Annotated in this window: 29 protein-coding genes; 13 read left to right on the top strand and 16 right to left on the bottom strand. The window is 44.9% G+C overall.

Translation table 11 applies throughout. The features are described 5' to 3' along the window. The coding region (locus ICE93_RS11390) for a sodium-dependent bicarbonate transport family permease (RefSeq protein ID WP_255554507.1) at positions 1–609 on the top strand (609 nt) is incomplete at its 5' end. 28 nt (positions 610–637) lie between these two features. After that, on the top strand, positions 638–1,480 hold the full coding sequence (locus ICE93_RS05485; RefSeq protein WP_216186331.1) for a DUF6671 family protein: 843 nt from the start codon (positions 638–640) through the stop codon (positions 1,478–1,480). Here the strand turns inward: ICE93_RS05485 and ICE93_RS05480 are convergent. After that, on the bottom strand, positions 1,477–2,112 hold the full coding sequence (locus ICE93_RS05480; protein ID WP_370624594.1) for a glutathione S-transferase: 636 nt from the start codon (positions 2,110–2,112) through the stop codon (positions 1,477–1,479). The two genes, ICE93_RS05485 and ICE93_RS05480, sit on opposite strands and share 4 nt — an antisense overlap. A 102-nt stretch (positions 2,113–2,214) precedes the next feature. On the opposite strand from ICE93_RS05480, the gene ICE93_RS05475 reads away from it, so the two are divergent. Then, a complete protein-coding gene (locus ICE93_RS05475) occupies positions 2,215–3,414 on the top strand; it encodes a DUF3300 domain-containing protein (RefSeq protein WP_216186329.1) in 1,200 nt (399 codons plus the stop codon). Positions 3,415–3,463: 49 nt separating this feature from the next. Beyond that, positions 3,464–3,817 carry a Rap1a/Tai family immunity protein gene (locus ICE93_RS05470; protein WP_216186327.1) on the top strand — a complete coding sequence of 118 codons (354 nt, stop codon included), beginning with the start codon at positions 3,464–3,466 and terminating at the stop codon, positions 3,815–3,817. 89 nt (positions 3,818–3,906) lie between these two features. Here the strand turns inward: ICE93_RS05470 and ICE93_RS05465 are convergent, their stop codons facing one another. From ICE93_RS05465 to ICE93_RS05455, 3 genes are read right to left on the bottom strand one after another with little or no spacing between them, the layout of a single operon-like run. Beyond that, complete coding sequence (locus tag ICE93_RS05465; RefSeq protein WP_216186325.1) at positions 3,907–4,062, bottom strand: DUF2256 domain-containing protein; 156 nt, start codon at positions 4,060–4,062, stop codon at positions 3,907–3,909. 5 nt (positions 4,063–4,067) lie between these two features. Further along, positions 4,068–5,603 carry a cryptochrome/photolyase family protein gene (locus ICE93_RS05460; RefSeq protein WP_216186323.1) on the bottom strand — a complete coding sequence of 512 codons (1,536 nt, stop codon included), beginning with the start codon at positions 5,601–5,603 and terminating at the stop codon, positions 4,068–4,070. Next, positions 5,600–5,863: a TIGR03643 family protein gene (locus tag ICE93_RS05455; RefSeq protein ID WP_216186321.1), complete on the bottom strand. Its 264-nt coding sequence runs from the start codon at positions 5,861–5,863 to the stop codon at positions 5,600–5,602. The genes ICE93_RS05460 and ICE93_RS05455 overlap by 4 nt, the downstream gene beginning before the upstream one ends. 76 nt (positions 5,864–5,939) lie before the next feature. On the opposite strand from ICE93_RS05455, the gene ICE93_RS05450 reads away from it, so the two are divergent. Both ICE93_RS05450 and ICE93_RS05445 read left to right on the top strand, forming a co-directional pair. Beyond that, positions 5,940–6,290, top strand: coding sequence for an HNH endonuclease (locus ICE93_RS05450; protein WP_216186320.1), 351 nt, complete (start codon positions 5,940–5,942; stop codon positions 6,288–6,290). A gap of 124 nt (positions 6,291–6,414) precedes the next feature. Next, on the top strand, positions 6,415–6,633 hold the full coding sequence (locus ICE93_RS05445; RefSeq protein ID WP_216186318.1) for a hypothetical protein: 219 nt from the start codon (positions 6,415–6,417) through the stop codon (positions 6,631–6,633). Between the two features lie 7 nt (positions 6,634–6,640). Here ICE93_RS05445 and ICE93_RS05440 read toward each other — a convergent pair whose 3' ends face one another. Further along, the gene (locus ICE93_RS05440; protein WP_216186316.1) at positions 6,641–7,015 is read right to left on the bottom strand and encodes a hypothetical protein; all 375 of its coding nucleotides are present in this window, start codon (positions 7,013–7,015) and stop codon (positions 6,641–6,643) included. 152 nt (positions 7,016–7,167) lie between these two features. Next, positions 7,168–8,397 (bottom strand): dicarboxylate/amino acid:cation symporter, encoded by a 1,230-nt coding sequence (locus tag ICE93_RS05435; protein ID WP_216186314.1) that lies wholly within the window; start codon positions 8,395–8,397, stop codon positions 7,168–7,170. A gap of 134 nt (positions 8,398–8,531) precedes the next feature. Between ICE93_RS05435 and ICE93_RS05430 the strand changes: the two genes are divergently transcribed. Together ICE93_RS05430 and ICE93_RS05425 are read left to right on the top strand one after the other, a co-directional pair. Next, the gene (locus ICE93_RS05430; RefSeq protein WP_216186312.1) at positions 8,532–9,173 is read left to right on the top strand and encodes a hypothetical protein; all 642 of its coding nucleotides are present in this window, start codon (positions 8,532–8,534) and stop codon (positions 9,171–9,173) included. Positions 9,174–9,206: 33 nt separating this feature from the next. Beyond that, positions 9,207–9,872, top strand: a complete 666-nt coding sequence (locus ICE93_RS05425; RefSeq protein WP_216186309.1) for an alpha/beta hydrolase — start codon at positions 9,207–9,209, stop codon at positions 9,870–9,872. Here ICE93_RS05425 and ICE93_RS05420 read toward each other — a convergent pair. The 3 genes from ICE93_RS05420 to pmbA form a co-directional block, all read right to left on the bottom strand. Then, on the bottom strand, positions 9,865–10,650 hold the full coding sequence (locus ICE93_RS05420) for a sulfite exporter TauE/SafE family protein (RefSeq protein ID WP_216186307.1): 786 nt from the start codon (positions 10,648–10,650) through the stop codon (positions 9,865–9,867). The genes ICE93_RS05425 and ICE93_RS05420 overlap by 8 nt on opposite strands. Before the next feature lie 78 nt (positions 10,651–10,728). Further along, entirely contained in the window at positions 10,729–11,811 is a 1,083-nt protein-coding gene (locus ICE93_RS05415) for a TRAP transporter substrate-binding protein (RefSeq protein ID WP_216186305.1), read from the bottom strand. A 19-nt stretch (positions 11,812–11,830) separates the two neighbouring features. Then, positions 11,831–13,177 carry a metalloprotease PmbA gene (gene pmbA, locus ICE93_RS05410; protein ID WP_216186303.1) on the bottom strand — a complete coding sequence of 449 codons (1,347 nt, stop codon included), beginning with the start codon at positions 13,175–13,177 and terminating at the stop codon, positions 11,831–11,833. A gap of 26 nt (positions 13,178–13,203) precedes the next feature. Between pmbA and mog the strand changes: the two genes are divergently transcribed. Beyond that, positions 13,204–13,827, top strand: coding sequence for a molybdopterin adenylyltransferase (gene mog / locus ICE93_RS05405; RefSeq protein ID WP_216186301.1), 624 nt, complete (start codon positions 13,204–13,206; stop codon positions 13,825–13,827). Between the two features lie 75 nt (positions 13,828–13,902). Here mog and orn read toward each other — a convergent pair whose 3' ends face one another. Then, complete coding sequence (orn, locus tag ICE93_RS05400) at positions 13,903–14,499, bottom strand: oligoribonuclease (RefSeq protein ID WP_216186299.1); 597 nt, start codon at positions 14,497–14,499, stop codon at positions 13,903–13,905. Positions 14,500–14,514: 15 nt separating this feature from the next. On the opposite strand from orn, the gene ICE93_RS05395 reads away from it, so the two are divergent. Continuing rightward, positions 14,515–15,768, top strand: coding sequence for a M48 family metallopeptidase (locus ICE93_RS05395; RefSeq protein ID WP_216186297.1), 1,254 nt, complete (start codon positions 14,515–14,517; stop codon positions 15,766–15,768). Positions 15,769–15,770: 2 nt separating this feature from the next. Continuing rightward, entirely contained in the window at positions 15,771–16,784 is a 1,014-nt protein-coding gene (rsgA, locus tag ICE93_RS05390) for a ribosome small subunit-dependent GTPase A (RefSeq protein WP_216186295.1), read from the top strand. Here rsgA and ICE93_RS05385 read toward each other — a convergent pair. The 6 genes from ICE93_RS05385 to rpsP form a co-directional block, all read right to left on the bottom strand. Beyond that, on the bottom strand, positions 16,729–17,688 hold the full coding sequence (locus ICE93_RS05385; RefSeq protein WP_216186293.1) for a CobD/CbiB family protein: 960 nt from the start codon (positions 17,686–17,688) through the stop codon (positions 16,729–16,731). The genes rsgA and ICE93_RS05385 overlap by 56 nt on opposite strands. Beyond that, on the bottom strand, positions 17,685–18,422 hold the full coding sequence (locus tag ICE93_RS05380) for a CoA pyrophosphatase (RefSeq protein ID WP_216186291.1): 738 nt from the start codon (positions 18,420–18,422) through the stop codon (positions 17,685–17,687). The genes ICE93_RS05385 and ICE93_RS05380 overlap by 4 nt, the downstream gene beginning before the upstream one ends. Positions 18,423–18,484: 62 nt before the next feature. Then, entirely contained in the window at positions 18,485–18,880 is a 396-nt protein-coding gene (gene rplS / locus ICE93_RS05375) for a 50S ribosomal protein L19 (protein WP_216186289.1), read from the bottom strand. 133 nt (positions 18,881–19,013) lie between these two features. Then, positions 19,014–19,760, bottom strand: coding sequence for a tRNA (guanosine(37)-N1)-methyltransferase TrmD (gene trmD, locus ICE93_RS05370; protein ID WP_216186287.1), 747 nt, complete (start codon positions 19,758–19,760; stop codon positions 19,014–19,016). A gap of 25 nt (positions 19,761–19,785) precedes the next feature. Next, on the bottom strand, positions 19,786–20,352 hold the full coding sequence (gene rimM, locus ICE93_RS05365; protein ID WP_216186285.1) for a ribosome maturation factor RimM: 567 nt from the start codon (positions 20,350–20,352) through the stop codon (positions 19,786–19,788). Positions 20,353–20,444: 92 nt separating this feature from the next. Then, on the bottom strand, positions 20,445–20,690 hold the full coding sequence (gene rpsP / locus ICE93_RS05360) for a 30S ribosomal protein S16 (protein WP_011902362.1): 246 nt from the start codon (positions 20,688–20,690) through the stop codon (positions 20,445–20,447). A 225-nt stretch (positions 20,691–20,915) separates the two neighbouring features. Here rpsP and ICE93_RS05355 point away from each other — a divergent pair, with 225 nt between their 5' ends. After that, positions 20,916–21,440: an META domain-containing protein gene (locus ICE93_RS05355; protein ID WP_255554503.1), complete on the top strand. Its 525-nt coding sequence runs from the start codon at positions 20,916–20,918 to the stop codon at positions 21,438–21,440. Positions 21,441–21,466: 26 nt separating this feature from the next. Beyond that, positions 21,467–21,913, top strand: a complete 447-nt coding sequence (locus ICE93_RS05350; protein WP_216186283.1) for a hypothetical protein — start codon at positions 21,467–21,469, stop codon at positions 21,911–21,913. The last annotated feature ends 18 nt before the right edge of the window (positions 21,914–21,931 follow it).

Genomic DNA, 21,931 nt, shown 5'->3' with positions numbered 1-21,931 from the left:
GGCGGTCATATGGCAGCAGCAATGGCTCTTATGGAATCTCCCGCCATTATTTTGGCAATTATCTTAGCCAATAAGGCCCGAGCAGCCATGTCAGTTGATTCAACAGTCAAACACGAGTCTGCTGGGATTTCTAAAATACTGCATGAATCCTTTACTGATGGCGCTCAACTGCTATTACTAGGTTCAATGGCAGTTGCACTAGTGAGCGGAGATGCTGGGCATAAATTAATGGCGCCTTTTTCGATTGATCTCTTCAAAGGCATGCTTTCTTTCTTCTTACTCGATATGGGACTCATGGCCGCACGAAACTTCAAGGGCTTAAGAGGTAAACCACCTATTACATTGCTTTACGCGATTGGCTCACCCCTTTCACATGCGCTCTTAGCATCGGCGCTATGCAAGTTAATTGGACTCCCTTTGGGGAATACTATCCTTCTGATGGTTCTGGCTTCTAGTGCATCGTACATTGCAGTGCCTGCTGTTTTGCGTCACGCCTTACCCGAAGTAAATCCTGCCTTATACATGGGGATGTCTTTGGGAATCACTTTTCCGTTCAACATCATTTTGGGCATTCCGCTGTACGCCCTGATTGCCATAGCATTGCTTTAAAAATATTTGTAGTTAAGCAAGAAAACCTATGGGCATCTTTTTTAAACGATCCGCCAGCTTATTAACCAAGCATGGCAAAGAAAAGGTGATCGGCGAAGTACTTAATGCCGAAGTAGATTGCTTTGTAGAGCATACAGATGCCTACGATACTGATTTGCTAGGCACATTTACACAAGAAACACCTCGATACGGCTCGCAACTCGATGCGGCTCGCAAAAAAGCTGTCATTGGAATGGGGTTACTCAAACTTGACTTAGGCTTGGCTAATGAAGGTGCGTTTTTGAACGACCCTCACACCGACACCATCCCTTGGAATAATGAATTACTTGTTCTGATAGACCAAAAACATCGACTTGAGCTAGCTGGATTTGCCAGTGGTCCCGCACAAAATGAAAGTGGTTACGTAACCCATTGGGAAGAGCTAAAAAAATTTGCTGATTCCGCACTCTTTCCGTCGCACTACTTAGTTATTAAACCCACCGATGAATATCACCCACAATCGAGAAAAGGGATTCGAGATTTAGCAGAACTAAAAGATGCTTTTGACTGGGCAAAAAGTCTGTCTTCAAAAGGCATTGTCTATGTCGAAAATGATTTACGCGCGTTTGCCAATCCAACCCGCATGGAAAACATTCGTAAGGCTGCAATAGATCTGGCAAATAAGATGAACTCAGCCTGTCCGCAATGCAACACTCCCGGGTTTTGGATCACTGATGTAAAACGCGGTCTTCCATGTAACGCTTGTGGGCTTGCAACCGACGAGGAAATTGCCAAAATCTGGACTTGCATTAAATGCAAACATCAGCAAACCGAAGGTATGAAAGTATTTAGGTTTGCAGACCCCTCAAAGTGCAGACACTGCAACCCTTAATCCCGCCAGACTGGGTACTTATGCATCACAGAATGAAATAGTTCAGATTCGAGGAGTTGTGCGAGCCATTTCTTGACTGCGGGAATTGGTAAATTTTCAAATCTCTTTGGATCAACCATGGAAAACTGTCTAATAAATGGGAAGATGGCTATGTCGACCCATGTCATCCGATTACCCATTAAGTATTGAGTGGCCTGCAAAGACTGCTCCATGGGAAGAAGCATGATTTGCAAAGCCTCATTGAGAACCACTGCTTGGTCTAGCTCTGAAAATCGGTTGGGGTATTTGTAATGATCCAATAGGACTTTAAAGGGTCCATCATTTTTTCCAATCCATGCTTGAGCAATAGCATCATCAGCATTTCCCCAAGCGTCAGGATCGGATTGCTCGATTGCCCAACGCATAATATCGACACTTTGATCAAGAACTGTGTCGCCCATACAAAATACTGGAACAGTTCCTTTGGGAGAGGCTAGCAACATCGATTGAGGCTTGTTGCGTAACTCGATTTCTCGATGCTCAACCTCAATGCCCGCGTATTTCAAAGCCATACGAGAGCGCATTGCATATGGGCATCTGCGATAGGAGTACAGAATCATTGAATTACGCTCATCCAAACCGAATCCAGTCACTTTAAATCATCTCGAATGTCTTAGAGTAGATTTTTGAAAATTGAAGCATGCGACTCAGGATTGAGTAGAATATTTTTTCCATTCAATCAAAAGGATGCACTAATGTTTGCACCAAAAAAACGAGGAATTCCCTCTCAATTACTAGCAGGATTGCTGGTTACTGCACTGAGCTTGCCCGCAGTAGCCCCAGTTGCATACGCCCAAGGCAGCAGTCAAACACAAGCAAATAAGCAATCTCAAGCGCAATTAGAGGCGCTCGTTGCTCCGATCGCTTTATATCCAGACCCTTTGGTCTCGCAAATTCTGATGGCATCAACCTATCCCCTCGAGGTTTCTGAGGCGACAAACTGGTTACGCAATAACAGCAATCTCAAAGGCGATACATTGAATAAAGCCCTGCAACAGCAGAATTGGGATGCGAGCGTAAAGTCTTTGGTGTCATTCCCTCCAGTTTTAGAAATGATGGGCTCACAATTAACCTGGACTCAAAATTTGGGTAATGCTGTATTGGCTCAGCAATCTGACACCATGAGTGCAATTCAAGCATTGCGTGCTAAAGCAAAGAAAACTGGAGCGCTGCAATCCAATGCTCAGCAAACAGTAACAACTCAAGGAAGTGGCTCCTCTGAAACTATTGTGATTCAACCAGCCAATCCACAAGTGGTGTATGTACCCTCATATAACCCAACAGTGGTTTATGGTACTTGGCCTTATCCAGCCTACCCTCCAGTTGCCTACTACCCACCTGGTTATGTTGCTGGCACAGCTCTTCTTTCATTTGGGGTTGGCATGGCAGTAGGCGCAGCCTTATGGGGCGGATGCCATTGGGGCGGCGGCTATGGGGGTGGCTCGCTCACCGTGAATAACAATAACTTTAATAACTTCAACCGCAATACCAATAGCAATTGGTCCGAGAATAAGAATGGTACAAGCGATTGGAAGCCAGATCAGCAACGTCGCAATGCCAATATTGGTGGCGGTAGTGCAAACCGTGATGCAGAACGTGATCAGTTGCGCCAGAATCTTCAGCGCAATGGAATTAGTGGTGATAATCGGGGCAATTTCGATAACCGTAGCGGAGATCGTAACTTAGGACAGAATGATCGCTCTGGGGATCGCAATCTTGGCGACCGCAACTCCAGCTCTCGCGATATCGGCCCAAGCAATTTTAGAGGTGATTCCAGCGGCTTTGGTGATGCACGTGGCGCAAAATTTAACGGCGGGGGCGATCGCTTTGGTGGTGGCGGTGCCCGCTATGGCGGGGATCATTTTGGTGGTGGCGGCTTTAGAGGCAGACGCTAATCAGCCGACTATAAAAAACTTCATTTAAGACTAATACGAAAGAATCATCATGAAAAAGCAGATTTTATTAATGGCATTTACTAGCGCAGTTTTGGGATTCTCAACCGGCGCTCAAGCAGCTAATATGATTAGCACACAAGAACTTTTGCAGGACTGCAAAGGCACTAACGGCACCCTCATTACTTGTGAGATCTATGGTCAAGCCGTATATGACACCTACTTGGTTACACGAAACACTAAATCAGCACCTGAATTTATTTGTGTAAAGCAGCCTGCACCAACTCGCAAAGAAGTGATTCAGGAATATGTAAAGTGGGCCGAAGTGAATACCAAGTACGCTACTGAACCTGCTGCAGATACTATTTTGCGATTCTTAGCGGGTAAATTCCCGTGCGGAAAATAATCTGAAGATTGCATTCATAAAAATAATAAAGGCCACTTTCCTGTGGCCTTATTTTTAATATGAGTAGCAAACAATCGCTACCTGCTACGTTATGACGTCTTTTTTGCCCTGCAGGCATCCGAGCAATACTTCACTGAATCCCAGTTTTTTGCCCAGGACTTTCTCCAGGTCATTTCTTTTTTACAAACTACGCAAATCTTCGATGGTAGAGCACTTTTATTCCCCTTAAATGATTTCTTTTCCATATTCTTCAAAGATCATCCAAGTGATTTAATATTTGCTGCGCATGCAGCGTAATTTCTTTTTGATCATCATCACTTATGCGCTTCAGGTTAGCCGTCATGAGTCTCGTTCTTGGGCTAGCCTCAAATTGATTTCGATGCTGAATTAAGAAATTCCAGTACAAAGTTGTGATGGGGCATGCATCCTCTCCAAAACGAATCTCAGGCTTGTATTTACAAGAACTACAATAGTTACTCATCCGCTTAATATAGGCGCCGCTAGCTATATAAGGCTTGCTAGTAAATCTACCGCCATTAGCAAACAAGGCCATTCCTGCCGTATTAGGAAGCTCAACCCATTCAATTGCATCTACATAAATAGCCAAATACCACTCACATACTTCCTGAGGCAGAATTTCTGCCAAAAGTGCAAAGTTGCCCGTCACCATTAAGCGCTGAATGTGATGCGCATAGCCATATTGCAGCGTTTGGCCTATAGCATCTTTCATGCAAGCCATTTGTGTTTTCCCATTCCAGTACCACTTTGGCAATGAGCGTTGATGCTGGTAATAATTATCCTGCGCCATCTTTGGCATATCTAGGTAGTACATACCGCGTACAAATTCACGCCACCCCAAAATCTGACGAACGAAGCCTTCAATCGTTGAAAGATCTAAAGAATATTTTTTCCAAGCCACTAAAACAGCATCTACTACTTCGCGAGGATTAAGTAGCTTCAGGTTGAGTGCACTCGATAAAATAGAGTGCCATCCAAAAGGCGTATCAGTCCACATCGCATCCTGATAAACACCAAAGTTTCTTAAACGATACTCAACGAAATATTCCAAAGCCTGGACTGCTTGCTCCCTGGTGACAGGCCAGTTAAATGCATCTAAAGACCCAGGGTGATCTGGGTAAGTTGTTTGAACCCAGTCCAGCACTTCTCGTGTAATTGCATCCACCTCAAATGATGCTGGAGCATCGATGATGCCCGGACCCTTTTTGGGATAGGGTTTGCGGTTATCTTGATCAAAGTTCCACTGCCCACCCTCGGGACTACCTTCTCGGTCCACCAATATGTTGTGCCGCTTACGCATTAAGCGATAGAAATACTCTAGCCTGAACTCTTTTTTATTCGCCGCCCACTCTATAAACTCTTGACGGGAACAATAAAAATGCTCATCCTCTCGCATCTCTAAATCAATGCCAAGATCTTTTGCCAACACCTCGAGCGCCTGCTTGAGACGCCATTCACCTGGCTCAATACAAACCAAATGCCCCACTTTATTCTTAAGAATGTGCCCTCTCAGAACGTCAACAATGGGCAGTGGCGAACTTTTTATGTAAGTGAGCGGATAACCCTGCTTTTCAAGTTCAACTGCAAAGTGACGCATTGCTGACAGGAATAAAGCAATTTTTGCTTTATGCGTCCAAACATACTGGGCCTCATTGGCCGACTCAATCATGATGATTTGATCTATCTTGGGATCCATGTCTCGCAAGGCAGAACTCCGCAAATCAAGCTGGTCACCCAAAATCAGAATGAGACGCTGAGGATGCTTCATTTATTCTTGTATTGAGTTGGGCAGTAAGCCCGGGTGACATCTTCACTACGCAAAGCGCTATGCTTGGTTGCACGCCCAGTCACTCTTTTGCGCCAGAGCTCAAATGAACTGCGCCTAAGCTCTTTACGCATGATGGCGATAACCTGAGACTCACCCAGACCAAAGCTTTTTTCAATAGCGTCAAAAGGAGTGCGATCCTCCCAAGCCATTTCGATAAGGCGAGATAAGTCAGGTTCAGAGAGGGCTATGGATTTGGACACTCAGCAAGTTTAAGACTTATTTACTAAACTAGCTTGGGCCCATGGTATTCCTACGTAACATAGCCAAACACCTCACATGATTGGAAAGATTCGTCAAAAACTAATTGCTCGCGAGTTGCCGACTATACAAAAGCCGGTAGAAATCATTTGCCCTATCTGTGATCGCCCCATTCCGGCGTCACAGAGAGATGCTCACCATCTCATTCCCAAATCCAAGGGCGGCAAAACTACCGAATACTTGCATCGAATTTGTCATAAACAAATCCATGCCTTATTTACCGAAACTGAACTTGCCCAGCAATATCATCATGCTCAGGCGCTAAGAGACCATCCTGAAATGAAAAAATTTATTAACTGGGTAGAAGGTAAGCCGGATTCGTTTTATGAAAAGACTCGAAAAAGTAGTCGCCTAAAATCCAGCAAATAAATATTGCACCCCTTCAGTGCAAGCGATTGCACGAAACATAATGCCCGCTCCTCTTTTGGTGCATAAGATTAAGTATTTGTGCACTTTAAAAAATCGCCTTAACTCTGATTACTTAATATGAGTCATGCGCATCAAAATTACAAAGAGCCTGGTATTGCCAGCGCAAATGCTCGAGACTGAAAGCATTCCTGAAGCACTATTTCCGGAAGGGGACTATCTTGCCAACCTCACGCCAGAGGGCAAAATTGAGGTCATCAACACCAGAAAAATGAAAGCCCTTTTTTCCTTCTCGCAATTTAGAGACAGAATATCTCTTGGAGAATTTATTGTGCTTGAATCTTAAAAAGATCTTAGTGAGCTAAATCTAGGCTTTCTACCACTGCAGTAAGGGCGGCTACAGATGTAAATGCCTGTGCACTTACCCCTTTCAAGTCCACATCTTCCCAATTAAATTCCAGAGAAAAGTGTGCAGACTCCACAATCAACTCGTAACTAGCAGAGGGCTTGGCTCCACTGTCTTTTGACTCTTCGCTGATAGGAACTTTTAAAGATTCAATGGCAGCAATTAAGGTGCTGACCTCATTACCGGACAGCTCTCTTGTTCGCAATACATCATCCGTTCGCTTAATGGAAATCTTAGAGACTTCATCAATTGTTACCTCATATTGATTTAGCCCAAGATCCATCCATACAGTAAGCTCGAGAGCTATAGGGTATGTTTTCATCAATCTACCTCATCAATAAGGGATTTAGCAAAATACGTTGGGCGGTAATCGAAATACAACACTCACATTACAACCTTCTCTATCTAGAGCCAGCCATGAAACCGATCTTACACCTACATTTTGCAAATTACGAGACCTTAAGGAGGATTCAGCTACCCCTCTAATTCACCTTCCCACTTGGAGATGACGGCTGTAGCCAAGCCATTACCTAAAACATTGGTTGCAGAACGCGCCATGTCCAAGAAATGATCGACCCCCAGAATCAACAAAACCCCAGCTTCAGGCAAGTTGAATTGTGACAAGGTTGCAGCAATTACTACTAAAGATGCGCGTGGTACGCCTGCAATACCTTTAGAAGTAATCATCAATACCAGCAACATTAAGAGCTGCTGACTCAGCCCCATCTCCACGCCGTAGACCTGCGCAATAAAAATGGCAGCAAATGTGCAATACATCATTGAGCCGTCTAAATTAAATGAATAACCTACAGGCAATACAAATGAGGCAATCTTATTTTTACAACCAAAGCGCTCCACCCTCTCTAGAGTCATTGGGTACGCAGCCTCAGAGCTTGCAGTAGTAAATGCCAATAATGCAGGCTCACGCAACATCTTGACTAAGTGCAAGGTGCGATTTTTTAGCACTAAAGAGCTAATTAAAATAATTACTATCCAAAGCGCAAAGATGGATGCATAAAAGCTCAGCATGAACTTGCCGTAGGTCATCAGTATCCCAACACCATTCTCAGCAATCACCGATGAGACGGCTGAGAATACGGCTATAGGAGCAAGCTTCATTACTGCCGTTGTAATCTTGAGCATGATGTGCGAGAGCATATCGAGATTGCGAATAAATTCATCTGCTCGCGATCCCATGCCAGCAGCGCCCACACCAAAGAAGACGGCAAACACAACAATTTGCAAAATTTCGTTTTTTGCCATTGCATCAAAGATGCTGACAGGGAAAATATGTCGCACAAATTCAGGGAGATTGAGGCTGCTCTTATTCAATCCAGTACTAGCAGCGATCTCAGGCAACGTTAATTCCACCCCAATACCTGGCTGCAAAATATTCACCATCACCAGACCGAGCAATAGAGAAACCAAAGACATAGAGATAAACCACGCAAAGGTTTTTAACCCTACTCGACCAATTGTTGAGGCATCGCCCATTTTGGCGATACCAACAACTAGCGTTGCAAATACCAATGGTGCAATGATCATTTTGATCAAGCGCAAGAAGACGTCCGTCAATATGGAGATGTAGGTGACATACTGACCCGGAAAAGCTGTTCCAGCGCCATATAGATTTACTAAATAACCCACTAGCACACCCAGGACCATCGCTCCTAAAATGAAGTTAGTTAGCTTTTTGGAGTTCATGAATGGCCTATATAAATGGGGTGCATAAGGAGATTCTACTCAGTTCCGCACCCATCCTAGTGAAAGTGCCGATAGGTTTTATCTAGGTATTAGTTAGACTGGGTCATTAACTTACCTGAGTAAATAGAGGCAATATGATTTGGTTGGGCCTAGCAGTAGCCATTTTTCTGGGAGCATTGTTTGCAAGTCCGCCCCGCTCATTTTTAAAACCGCCCCTAAGTTGGCTGGCCCCAGCCACTATTCTCTTCCTGGTCATCGCCTGGAATATTTCACCAAGCCTCCCAGGCCAGCCTGCTGGAAAGTTTTATGGCTTGATCTTCCACTTTTATGGAGCCTCACTGCTTACAGCGATGTTTGGACCAGCAATCGCCCTTGCTATTTTGTTTCCAGTGGCATTTCTGGGGATCTATGCAATTCAAGGAAACTATGAAGCTGCTTCACAGCATTATTTAATGGTGTGCGTGCTGCCCACACTATTTGCATACCTATCCATACAAATTATTCAGCGATTTATACCAAAGCATTTATTTGTTCTGATTCTTGGCAATGGTTATGTGGCTGCATTTATGAGTGTGATTCTTTCGGGAACCTTATTGCTATTGATTAAATTAATAATGGGCGATGCAAATCAATTGGATTTCGAAGGATGGTTCTTGGGCCTCATTATTATTGCATTCATGGAAGGCTCTTTATCCGGAATGCTGTTGGCCATAATGCTTATTTTCAGACCGCACTGGGTCTCAACCTATAACGAAGAAGCTTATATGAGTCGATAATGGTCGATTCAAATTTATTAAAAGAAAATTGATATGCTCCCTTGCATTGAAATAGAAACAAGTTCGAACCCAACAGCTGCCGTTATTTGGCTCCACGGTCTTGGTGCTGATGGCAATGATTTCGTACCAATCATTCCAGAATTAAAACTCACAGACTGTCCTGGAATTCGCTTTGTATTTCCTAGTGCACCCAGCATGCCGGTTACCGTGAATGGCGGCTATGTAATGCCCGCCTGGTATGACATCATTGGCCGAAACCTTATGGATCAAGAAGATGCAGCGGGTATTCAAAAATCGGCGGTAGCAATTATTGAGCTTATCGAAAAAGAAGCTAGTCGCGGCATTGCATACGACAAGATTGTGCTAGCAGGCTTTTCCCAGGGCTGTGCAATGGCATTACATATTGGCCTGCGTTTTCCGCACAAGCTAGCAGGAATTATTGCCTTATCGGGGTATCTGCCTCTAGCGATGAGCGCCAATATAGAAAAACATTCCGCAAACTCCAATACCCCTATCTTTATGGCACATGGAACCTTTGATCCAGTAGTTGCTCTTGATCGGGCGCAAGCATCATATGCCCTGCTTGAATCCATGGGTTATCAAGTGGACTGGAATGAATATCCAATGGAGCACTCAGTGAATCATGAAGAACTGATGGATATCTCACGCTTTTTACAGCAAGTTCTGAAGACTACATAAGTCCGTCAGAAATCAACTTAATACTAGCAACTAGTAAAAAGAATCTCACTGTACGGTAATACCATTTCATGGAGATTTTTTTGGCTAAGTAAAACCCTAAGTAGACGCCAATTGGTACACAAGGCAATAAGATGATTGAGGTTGCAAGCTGTTGATAATTGAGAAGATCTAGATAGGCATATGGTCCGAGCTTGCCAAAATTAATGACCGTAAAGAAGATTCCTAAGGTCGAGGTGTAGGCCATCGGCAAAAGATTCTCTCTGAGCATATAAACGGTAATAGGCGGGCCACCAATATGCGCCACAAAAGAAGTGAATCCTGAGGTCAAGCCCATGGCGCGCCCAAGCCATGGATAGGACTTAGTCTCCTTTAATTCCAGGCGTGACATGGCGAGATTCTGAATCAAAAATAGAAGCGTAAAAATACCAATGGAGAGTGTTAATACTTTTGGAGTAATGGCGGTAAAGAAAATCATCCCTAGTAGAACACCTACAATCGCCGGTGGAATAATAATTTTCAGAATGCGCCAGTTAGCATTGCGAATAAACCTACGCATCCCGACCAAATCAATTGCAATTAAAAGTGGCAGCAAAATTGCTAAGGCTTCGTTAATACTCGATTGGCTTGCCATCAAGGGAAGAGACAGAATGCCAAGACCCGCACCAAAGCCGCTTTTTGACACCCCGACGATGATGACACTAATCACCGCACACACAAAAAATATGAATGAGTGCGCGTGAAAAGACTGAGTCAATGAAGAGGCAATCGAATCAAACATGGATTAAAAGTAACAAACGTAGAGTCACCAAAAAGAAATAGAGCCCACTAGGAACCCTATCGCTAAATACTATTCTGGTTAAAGCTTCTTATTAAAGCTGTATTGTGAAAACGCTTGTTCGGCCACATTGAACCACTGAGCCTCCATGTTTCTAAAGGCGCGATAGTCCTCAAAAATCTTTTTAAATTGTGGGTTCTTGGCAGATTCTTCTGCATAGGTTTCCTGGCTAGCCTTAAAGCAAGCGTCCAAGATCGTAGTGTTGAACTTACGAAGTACTGCGCCATTTTGAAGTAAACGCTGCAACGCAGGTGGATTGAGCGCATCATACTTGGCGCACATATCTGTATGAGCTTCAAAACAGGCCGCCTCCCATGCTGCTTGGTAAGAGGGTGGTAATGAATCCCATTGCTTCTTATTCACCAGGAAAGATAATCCTGCGGCGCCTTCCCAAAAAGCAGGGTAATAATAATTTTTAGCCACTTTAGCCAGACCCAACTTCTCATCATCATATGGACCCACAAATTCAGCGGCATCGATCGTACCTTTTTCTAAGGCTGAATAGATTTCACCAGCAGGCAACTGCTGTGGAACGACGCCTAATTTTGCGAGCACTTGTCCTGCAAATCCTGCAATACGGAACTTGAGCCCCTTTAAATCTTCTGGAGATTTAATCTCTTTACGAAACCATCCGCCCATTTGTGTACCAGTCTGACCGCCGAGGAAATTCACAATGTTGTAGCTTGCATAGAGCTCGCGCATTAACTTCATGCCATTGCCATGCAACATCCAGGCAGCTTGCTGTCTGGCTGTCATGCCAAATGGAGCAGCAGTATCAAATATGAAAGCGCTGTTTTTACCCAAGTAGTAATAACTCGCAGTATGTCCGCACTCAACTGTGCCGTTTTGAACTGCATCCAATACTTGCAGCGCCGGAACTACTTCACCCGCTGCAAATACTTTGACATTAAATTTGCCATCCGTTGCTTTACGCAATGCACTTGCAAAAACTTCTGGGGTACCAAACAAAGTATCTAATGATTTAGGAAAACTGGACACTAGGCGCCAATTTAAAGTTGGTAAGTTTTGCGCCAGTGACGGGGTAGCTAGAGCTGCAGCACCAGCTCCAATAGTAGCTTTCTTTAAAAATGAACGTCTTTGCATTTATGTCTCCCTCTTAAAATTATTTTCCACCAACTGTCATTGAGCCTAGCAAGATCGACCCTGTTTCTTTGGTCCCACGGATCAGCGTATCACTACCTATAAGCTGAATATCCATCAGCATATCGCGCAAATTACCAGCAATAGTGACCTCTTCAACAGGATATTGGATCTCACCGTTTTCAACCCAATAACCAAATGCACCGCGCGAATAATCGCCCGTCACGTAGTTAACACCTTGACCCATTAACTCTGTAACCAATAGACCTGTGCCCATTTCTTTTAGTAAAGCAGGTAAACCACCCTTTGGCGTTTTCTTGCTTTGCAAAGTGAGATGGTGAGAGCCGCCCGCGTTGCCGGTGGTCTTCATGCCTAATTTACGCGCCGAGTAGGTTGATAAAAAGTAACCTTGCAATACCCCTTTATCTACCACCGTGCGAGCAGAGGTTTTTACCCCCTCCTCATCAAATGGAGCGCTTCCAGTCATTGACTTTAAATGTGGCTCCTCAAACAAGCTGACATGTTTTGGTAAGACTTGCTTGCCTAAGCTATCGAGCAAAAAGCTAGAGCGCCGGTATAAAGCGCCTCCTGAAACCGCTTGTACCAAGCCACCCAATAAGCCTGCAGCCAATGGCGCCTCAAAGATCACAGGGCAACGTCGAGTAGTCAATGATCTTGCCTTGAGCCGAGACAAAGCTCGCTGAGCCGCATATCGGCCAATCGCAGCAGGATCAGCTAGCTCCTCAGGGATGCGTGAACTGGAATACCAATCATCGCGCTGCATATGCGATTTTTTACCGTCCGAACTTGCAATAGGAGCACAGGAAATATAGTGGCGAGAAAATGGATAACCACCCATAAAGCCGAGAGATGTCCCCATCATGAAATGTGCATGATGTGCAGATACAGATGCGCCATCACTATTTTGAATTTGTTTGCTCACGGCAAATGCTGCACCTTCGGCACTACGCGCGATCTCTACAGCAGCAGCTGCATCGATATTCCACGGATGAAATAAATCTAAATCCTGAGGATGTTTTTCTAGCAAGTCAGCCTCTGCTGGACCAGCACATACATCTTCTGCCGTATGTTGAGCAATATGAAATGCAGCGTCTACCGTTGCCTTGAGGGACTCTTTAGAAAAGTCACTAGTACTAGCATTGCCACGATGGTGGCCCAAAAATAATGTAACGCCTACTTGTTTATCTAGGCTTTGCTCGATGGTCTCGACTTCACCCTTGCGAACAGTCACAGATAGGCCTTGCCCCTCGGAAACTTCAGCGACGGCATCTGAGGCCCCCCTTCTTTTGGCCTCTTTGAGCATGAAATCGATGATTTCTTGAAACTGATTCGATGTGTATGTAAACATACCCTAATAATAGCTAGAATAGAAACATGAAGCATACCGAAGCCCTAAAACGAAATAGCCCAAATGAGGTCAAAATTGGCCTCATTTCCATCTCAGACCGCGCCAGCAAGGGCGTCTATCAGGACGAAGGCATCCCTGCGCTACAAGCCTGGCTCATGAAAGCAATTAGTAATCCCTGCGCCTTTCATGAACGCTTGATTGCCGATGAGTCTGAAGTCATCACCGAAACCATTGTTGAGTTGGTGGATGAGTTGGGCTGTGACCTAGTGCTCACTACAGGCGGCACAGGCCCCTCAAGAAGAGATGTCACCCCTGAGGCTACCCGCGATGCCGGAACCCGTGAAATGCCCGGTTTTGGCGAACAAATGCGTCAAATTAGCCTGAACTTTGTACCCACTGCAATTCTTTCTCGGCAAACCGCCGTTCTGAGAGAAGTCGATGGTCATGCTGCGCTTGTCATTAACTTGCCTGGTCAACCCAAGGCGATTGCAGAAACGCTCGAAGGCCTCAAAGATGAGAACGGAAAATCGATCGTTCCTGGCATCTTTGCTGCTGTACCCTACTGTATCGATTTAATTGGTGGTCCATATATCGAAACCGATGAAGCAGTGATTAAGGCCTTTAGACCCAAGAGTGCGATTAAAAAGTAATCAAAATAGTAGTCGCCTGTCAGCAAAGAAAAAGGTCCGCATTGCGGACCTTTTTCTTTTGCGGTATTTATTTAATTACTGCGGCAAGGGTACGATAAATTTTTCGCGGTAGTACTTGAGTTCTTCAATTGACTCCTCAATATCAGCCAGCGCTGTATGGGCCTGCTTTTTAGTGAAGCCTTTGACCAACTCGGGGTGCCAACGTTTGCAGAGCTCTTTTAAGGTAGACACATCGATATTTCGATAATGAAAGTAAGCCTCCAATTTAGGCATGTACTTAGCCATAAAGCGTCTGTCTTGACCAATAGTGTTGCCGCACATCGGCGCAATACCTGCCTTAATGTATTTTTTCAGAAATGCAATGCATTCAGCTTCAACAGTGGCCTCATCCAAAGTGGACGCCTTCACTTTATCGATCAGACCTGAACGCCCATGAGTACCCTTATTCCAGGCGTCCATAGCATCCAAGACTGCATCGTCTTGATGCACAACCCAAACAGGGGCTGTGGCAATAGTGTTTAGATGGGCATCCGTAACAATGATGGCAATCTCCAAAATCCGCTCGGTTTCAGGGTTTAAACCCGACATCTCCATATCCACCCAAATGAGGTGCTCATTGGCTGGTGCCGCTTTGGCTACCGGTGTTGGCGCTGTGTTAATTTGCTCGCTCATATCTATAATGATCTCATGACATTCACAATTATTTTTCTAATCGCTTTTATTGCTAGTTTTGGCTTGCGCCACTGGCTGTCCCAACGTCAAATTCGCTATGTGGCGAAGCATCGTGATGCCGTTCCTGCAGAATTCGCTGAAAAAGTGACTTTAGCAGAACATCAGAAAGCTGCTGACTACACTATCGCCAAATTACGCCTTGGCATTATAGAAAATGGCGTCAGTGCCATCATTTTAATTTGCTTCACCTTATTGGGTGGCTTGCAGATATTGAATATGGCTTTACTGCAGCTTCTAGGTGAAGGCATTCCTCAGCAAATGGCTCTGCTTGTTTCCATTGTGCTTATCTCTGGAGTGCTCGACATTCCATTTTCTTGGTACAAGCAATTTCATCTAGAGGAACGCTTTGGCTTTAATCGGATGACCAAAAAACTATTCTTCTCAGATATGTTTAAAGGGATATCAGTAGGCGGCGCAATTGGCGTGCCACTGCTCTGGATTATTTTGTCCTTGATGGAAAAAGCAGGAGATTTATGGTGGTTATGGGCATGGGCAGTATTAACTGTCTTTAGCTTGATCATGCAGTGGGTCTTCCCCACTTTTATTGCACCACTGTTTAATAAATTCGAAGCCCTAGACGAAGGGCCTTTAAAGACGCAGATTGAAGCGCTTCTCAAGCGCTGCGACTTTGCCAGCCAAGGTCTATTTGTTATGGATGGTAGTAAGCGTAGCGCTCATGGCAATGCCTTTTTTGCTGGCATGGGCAAAGCTAAGCGTATTGTATTTTTCGATACTTTAATTGAGAAGCTCAATCCAGGCGAAGTAGAGGCAGTGCTCGCACACGAGCTTGGTCATTACAAATGCAACCATATTCGTAAGCGACTCTTGGTTTCCTTTGCGTTGAGCTTTGCCATGTTTGCTCTCTTAGGCTGGATTAGCACTAAGGTCTGGTTCTATACTGACCTAGGCGTAATGCCTAACCTCAATGGCTATAACGGCGGACTTGCGCTAGCACTCTTTATGTTGGTATCGCCAGTGTTTAGCTTCTTCTTTACTCCACTCTCTAGCCTAGCATCACGCAAACATGAGTATGAGGCTGACGGCTTTGCTGCAGAAAAATCTTCTGCAAAAGATTTAGTTACCGCACTGGTGAAGTTATACCAAGATAATGCGTCAACCCTCACACCCGACCCAATCTATACCGCTTTTTATAGCTCCCATCCACCTGCGCCCTTGCGTATCGCTAACTTGCAACGGTTTAGTTCATAAGGATGGAACAGTTTCATGCGTTACTCATTGCCTCCTACGGAAGGCATTATTTAGCGCAGCGTTTGATTGCAGATACCAATGGCTGCGAATCACCCAGTGGCCCACTGATTCAAGTAAGTACACCCGCCAAGCAGCATATCGGTGCCGTGGGTGATCGCATGTTGCTTGAAATGACCTCTGCAGATCAAGCGCGCATCATTCAAATTGAGCCTCGAGAAAATCTTCTCTATCGCTCAGACGCATTTAAAAGCAAGTTGATTGCTTCCAACGTTGATCAAATCCTAGTAGTACTCGCAACACAGCCAACTTTCTCGCCAGATCTGTTGGGAAGAGCGGTAGTAGCCGCAGAAGCCAATCAAATTGGTCTACATATCCTGCTCAATAAATGCGATCTCAAAGATAATTTAGAGCACGCTCGAAAAATCATCGCACCCTATGCGCGCATGGGCTATCAGGTCAGCGAAGTCTCTGCCAAATTTGATCCCGCCTCGATAGACTCCTTGCGTACAGCCTTGCAAGGCAAAGTTTCTGTTTTTGTTGGTCAATCGGGTATGGGCAAGTCCAGCTTACTTAATGCCTGGATACCGAATGCCGCAGCGCTGACCCAAGAGTATTCGGTGCGCCTAGATACCGGCAAACATACTACCACTGCATGCCGCTACTTTGAACTTCCAGAAGCCTGGGGCAGAGATGCGACCGGCACGCTCGGCGCACTGATTGATTCGCCAGGCTTTCAGGAATTTGGCTTGGCACATATGTCTGTCAGTGAACTGCAGCACGCTTTTAGAGAATTTAAAGACTTGCTTGGTAAGTGTCGCTTTCATAATTGCGCGCATTTATCTGAGCCAGATTGCGCAGTACGAGAAGCAGTGGATAAAAATGAAATAGCGCCAGAAAGACTGGCGCTATTTAGACAATTGCACTCTGATTCAAAAACAGCGGATGTACAAATTCAGGGAATTAGCCAAGCCAAAGAGCGATGGTCAGCATTAGCAACAAAGCCATCCAAGCGATAACAAGGCGCCAAACCAATCCCACTGCAGAGCGCATGGTGCGCTCATTAGGCTCAAGACCTACTTCATAAACTACTGGCTCACCCGCCTCAGCCATACGCAATGCTTCGTCACTATTCGGCTCGCTCATTGGCTCACCTAAGCGAACACCGAGTGCACCACTACCAGCAGCGAGAATCACGGCTGATAAAGAATCAGACCATTTTTGTGTCAGGTAACGCCAACCATAAACAGCGCCTTCGAAGTTACCAACAATTGCAAAGCCCATAGCAGTAATGCGTGCAGGAACCCAATCCAACACATAGAAGAAATGACGCGCAGCCTCACTAAGATTTAAGTCGCCGCGCTCAGACCAACGTTGCGCAGCAATGTCTGCCAAGCGATAGAGCACAACGCCCGCAGGGCCCATTGGCATCATGAACCAAAACAGAACACCAAAGACATGATGGTGTGAGCCGATAATGGCACGCTCAAGTGCCAAAGAAATCACTTCAGTCTCAGTCAAGTTGGAAGTATCTAAGTCAGGTCCGTACCACTCACCTAAGGCAGCACGAGCTCCCGGCAAATCATGTGCTTCAATTGCTTCATGCACAGCAGTAAATGAATGGCTGAACTGACGAAAGCCAAAAAACAAATAAGCGATAACGATATTCCAAAAAAATCCGAGGATGGGGTATGTCACCATGCAAACGACATACACCATGAAGACTAGGAAGGTTGGCAAGATGAAGGCAACCAAACAGGCCATACGCGCACCTACAGGGCTTGCGCCTTCTTCAGTCTTGCCACCGAATTCAGCAGCAACCCAATCTAACCAACGAGCACAAACACGCGCAATCCAATGGCTTGAAGTTACTGGGCGATATTGCTCAGCAATGAGCGCGAAGAGAATAGAAAAGAAAGTCATACTTTTAATAAATGATAAAGGTTACGCAACATTCCCGCAGTGGCACCCCAAATAAAGCGGTTCTCATAAGGCATTGAATAAAAACGTCGTCCGCCCTGCTCACTTTGCCACAGTCTAACCTGATGGTTGGCGGGATCAAGCAAAAAACTCAAGGGCACTTCAAATACATCCGCTACCTCAAACTCATCTAAGACATATTCTGCCTGAGCTTGAACAAATCCTACTACTGGCGTCACGCTATAGCCGGATACCGTTAAATACTGAGGCATATGACCAATAATCTCAACTCTCTTGGGATCAAGTCCAATCTCTTCATGACTCTCTCGTAAAGCAGTGTCATTTGGGCTTTGATCCTCTGGATCCATACGACCCCCTGGAAAACTAATTTGCCCTGCGTGATCACGCAAATGATTCGTTCTTTGCGTTAGCAGCACCGACAATCCTTCCTCCTTTAATACAAGAGGAATGAGTACCGCTGCTTTAGTAACTTTTCCGGCAGCCTCGCGTTTGGCAATAATATCTGCGGCAATCACATGACGATTTTCATCGGTAATTTCTGGCTGCCATTCTGGTGGAGATTGCAAACGCTGCTTTAAACCGGCTGGCTCAAGAAATTCTTTTGCCACCTTTTTTTCATGAGTGCATACCTGATGAATCGGAACTGCTTGCGCATCAAATCCTGGAGGCGCAGCAACATTGATTGCGTAGTCTTCAGGGCTTGGCGTCTTGGGCATATTCATATTCTAAGGCAACAAAAAAGGCGACCGAGGCCGCCTTTTTTATTTCAAGCCGACATTTATTCTGCAGCTGGAGCTGATGCTGCAGTCTTACGTGCAGGAAGTTTCTCTTTAATACGTGCAGACTTACCTGAACGATCGCGTAAGTAGTACAACTTCGCACGACGTACATCACCGCGACGCTTCACTTCAATACCAGCGATCAATGGTGAGTAAGTTTGGAATGTACGCTCTACACCTTCGCCAGATGAAATCTTGCGAACGATAAAGCTGGAATTGAGTCCGCGATTGCGCTTAGCAATCACAACGCCTTCAAAGGCCTGGGCACGCTTACGTGTACCCTCAACTACGTTTACGCTAACTACTACCGTGTCGCCAGGAGCAAAGCTTGGCAATACTTTGTTAGCACTTAAGCGAGCAATCTCTTCTTGCTCAATTTTTTCAATTAAATTCATTTTTAATCCTTAAACATCATATTAGCGTTTAATCCCGAGATATAAATCAACGGACCTAATAGAGGATGCAGTTAAAACAATTTCACTAAACCAAAAACTAAACCACCTATTCACTACTGCACACTAAAAGTATTTACAGAGAGCGAAGAAATTGTTCATCTTCTCGGGTTAGCAACCCTTTGGTTCTAGCCGATTCAATTAAGTCCGGCCTTAACCTAAACGTCAGCTCTAAAGATTTCTGCCGACGCCAATCCGCTATTTTAGCGTGATGTCCGCCTAAAAGCACGTCAGGAACGGATAAATTTTCATATATTTCAGGGCGAGTGTAGTGCGGATAGTCCAAAAGGCCGTTCATAAAGCTATCCTGGGTAGCTGATTCGCCATCTCCAAGGGCTCCTGGGATTAGCCTAATTACCGCATCCATCATGGCCATAGCGGGGATTTCACCCCCAGAAAGCACAAAATCGCCAATAGATAGCTGTAAATCGACGTTTCGGTCGACAAAACGCTGGTCTACAGCCTCATAACGACCGCAAATGAAGCTTAAATTACCGTAATTAAGGATATCTGTTGCTATCTTCTGAGAAAAGTGCTCACCCTGGGGTGCCAATAAGCAGATTGGACCGCTTTTGATACCCGCCACCTCATGGGATGCCTTGATTTCGGCAACGGCATCTTCTAATGGCTTTGCCATCATGACCATTCCTGGACCGCCGCCATAAGCGCGATCATCTACCGTTTTACGAGGATCAGAGCAAAAATCTCGAGGGTTCCACAAATGGACGCTAGCCAAAGATTGCTCACATGCGCGCCCAGTAATACCCCACTGCGTTAAAGCAGAGAACATTTCTGGAAATAAGGTCACAACATCAAAGCGCATATCTATCTCGAATTATCTTTGAGTTTTATGTCCAGTCAGATTGCCAATCAAGCGTAATCACTTTGCTTGGCAGGTCAACGTTTTGCACTACTTCTTTTACAAACGGCACCAAATATTTGACCGCCTTTGTTTGTGAATCGCCAATCGCGATGATGCCATGCGCTCCATTCTCGGTGACATCGAGCACTTCACCAAGAGTTTCGTTTTGCAAATTGATGACATTACATCCAATCAGGTCTACCCAGTAATAGGAATCACTTTCGACCTTTGGAAAAGCATCGCGGGCAACTAATATTCTGGCGCCCTTTAATGCAAGCGCTTGATCGCGATCACTAACGCCATCAAGTGCCATCACCACATTACCACTGTGCATCTTGGCGCTCTTCACTTTGAATTGCGTTAATGAAGCATACTCTACAGATGCAGAAGCACCAGCATCCCTGCGTGGGATCAGAGATAACCAAATCGATTTAGAAGAAAGAAGTGCTACAGGTTCTGAAGAGTGAGGCCTAACCTTCACTTGACCCTGTAAACCTTGTGCCTCAGATATGGCACCAAGCTCAATCAAATCATCCAGGGAAGGTGTGCTCATTTGTAAGACACCTTATTTTCCCAAAAAAGAACTACTAGAAATTCTGTCACTAAAAGCTTCATCACTTCGACGAAGCTTTTAGCAATCGAATATTAAACAGCTGGATTATTTTTGATCAAACGCACTACTGTTGGAGAGATTTGCGCACCAACACCAGTCCAGTAGGTCAAACGGTCTTGAGCAATACGCATTGCTTGCTCAGTTGCCGCTGCTTGTGGGTTGAAATAACCAATACGCTCGATGAAGTTCGAGTCACGACGATTGCGCTTATCAGTAGCAACGATACTGTAAAAAGGGCGCTTCTTAGAACCGCCGCGTGCCAGTCGAATGACGACCATACTTATTCCTTAAAATCTAAAATGAAAACAGGTTGATTACAACCCAATGAAATTTCTACAAAAAAATCTTGGGCTCCAGCCCACCAAATACAGATACGGTAGAGCGGAAAACCTCATATTCTAGACGAAAACCCCTACTTCTTCCACCTATTTAAGCTGGCTAGCCATTAGAATAGAATGCAGCTAGATATAAAAAGTATATTAAAAACAATAACTTAGACAAATATGACCCTTAACTCCAGCATTTCAAGCACATTCAGAAGTCAAATAAATAGGCTTTTTCTGGCGCTTTCTTGCTTAGGTCTTGGTCTTTTAGTAGGCTGCGCTAACGTTCTTCCGCCTTGTGGCGCCAAAATCAGCCCGCCTAGCAGCGAGCTCAAAAATACTAAATGGGAGCTCACCCGCTGGAACTTGCCCCCAAACAACAATGGCGAGGTTCGCGCCCGCCAAATCCCCCAGGGCGACGCTAGTAATCCCATCCAAATCATTTTTGACGTCAATGGCCAGCGCCTTAGTGGTTCAACAGGATGCAATCGCTTTACTGCAACGATCGATGAAGATGCACGCGGTTTCTCTCTCAAGCAAATTGCCAGCACCAAAATGGCTTGCAGTCCGCAACGCATGGAATTAGAGAATGATTTTCTCTATCAGCTAAATGACTATCGCAGCATTGTTCGAAACGGCGACCAACTGCTCATGATTGGTGCGGATCGCGAAGTATTAAGCTTTACTCAAAAATCAAATAAATAATTATCAGCATTGCTGCAGAAATACTTATGAAAAAATCTAAACTTCTATTTTGCGCACTCGGATTACTTCTTCCCGGAAGCGGCCTCAACTGCTTTTATCTGCAAGGGTTTAAATCCTTTTGGGCATGGGTTCAGTTATTTGCCTTAATTGGTGGTGCAGCGGGTTGGATTATTCTAAAAGGCGCGCACTTTCATTCTGCGCCCGGTTGGATCCTCATAACTTTTGGCTTTATTGCGATTGAAGCAAGCTGGCTTACAACAATTGCGTTTGGACTTCGCTTAGATGAAAAATGGGATGCACAATTTAACCCTGGCATTGAAGAACATCGACGTAACCGCTCTGGTTGGCCAGTAATCTTGACTGTAATTTTCTCTTTAGTATTTGGTGCTGGCGTGATGATGACTTTTCTAGCAGTCTCATTTGAGCAATTCTTTATTTCTCAAATCCATGAAGCAAAAAAGCTATCCCAGTAATTGCAGATAGCTTTTCGT

It is taken from the genome of Polynucleobacter sp. MWH-HuK1 (assembly GCF_018881815.1).
GTDB lineage: Bacteria > Pseudomonadota > Gammaproteobacteria > Burkholderiales > Burkholderiaceae > Polynucleobacter.
The sequence above is the reverse complement of the archived record's forward strand: the minus strand, read 5'-3'. Positions and strand labels throughout refer to the sequence as shown.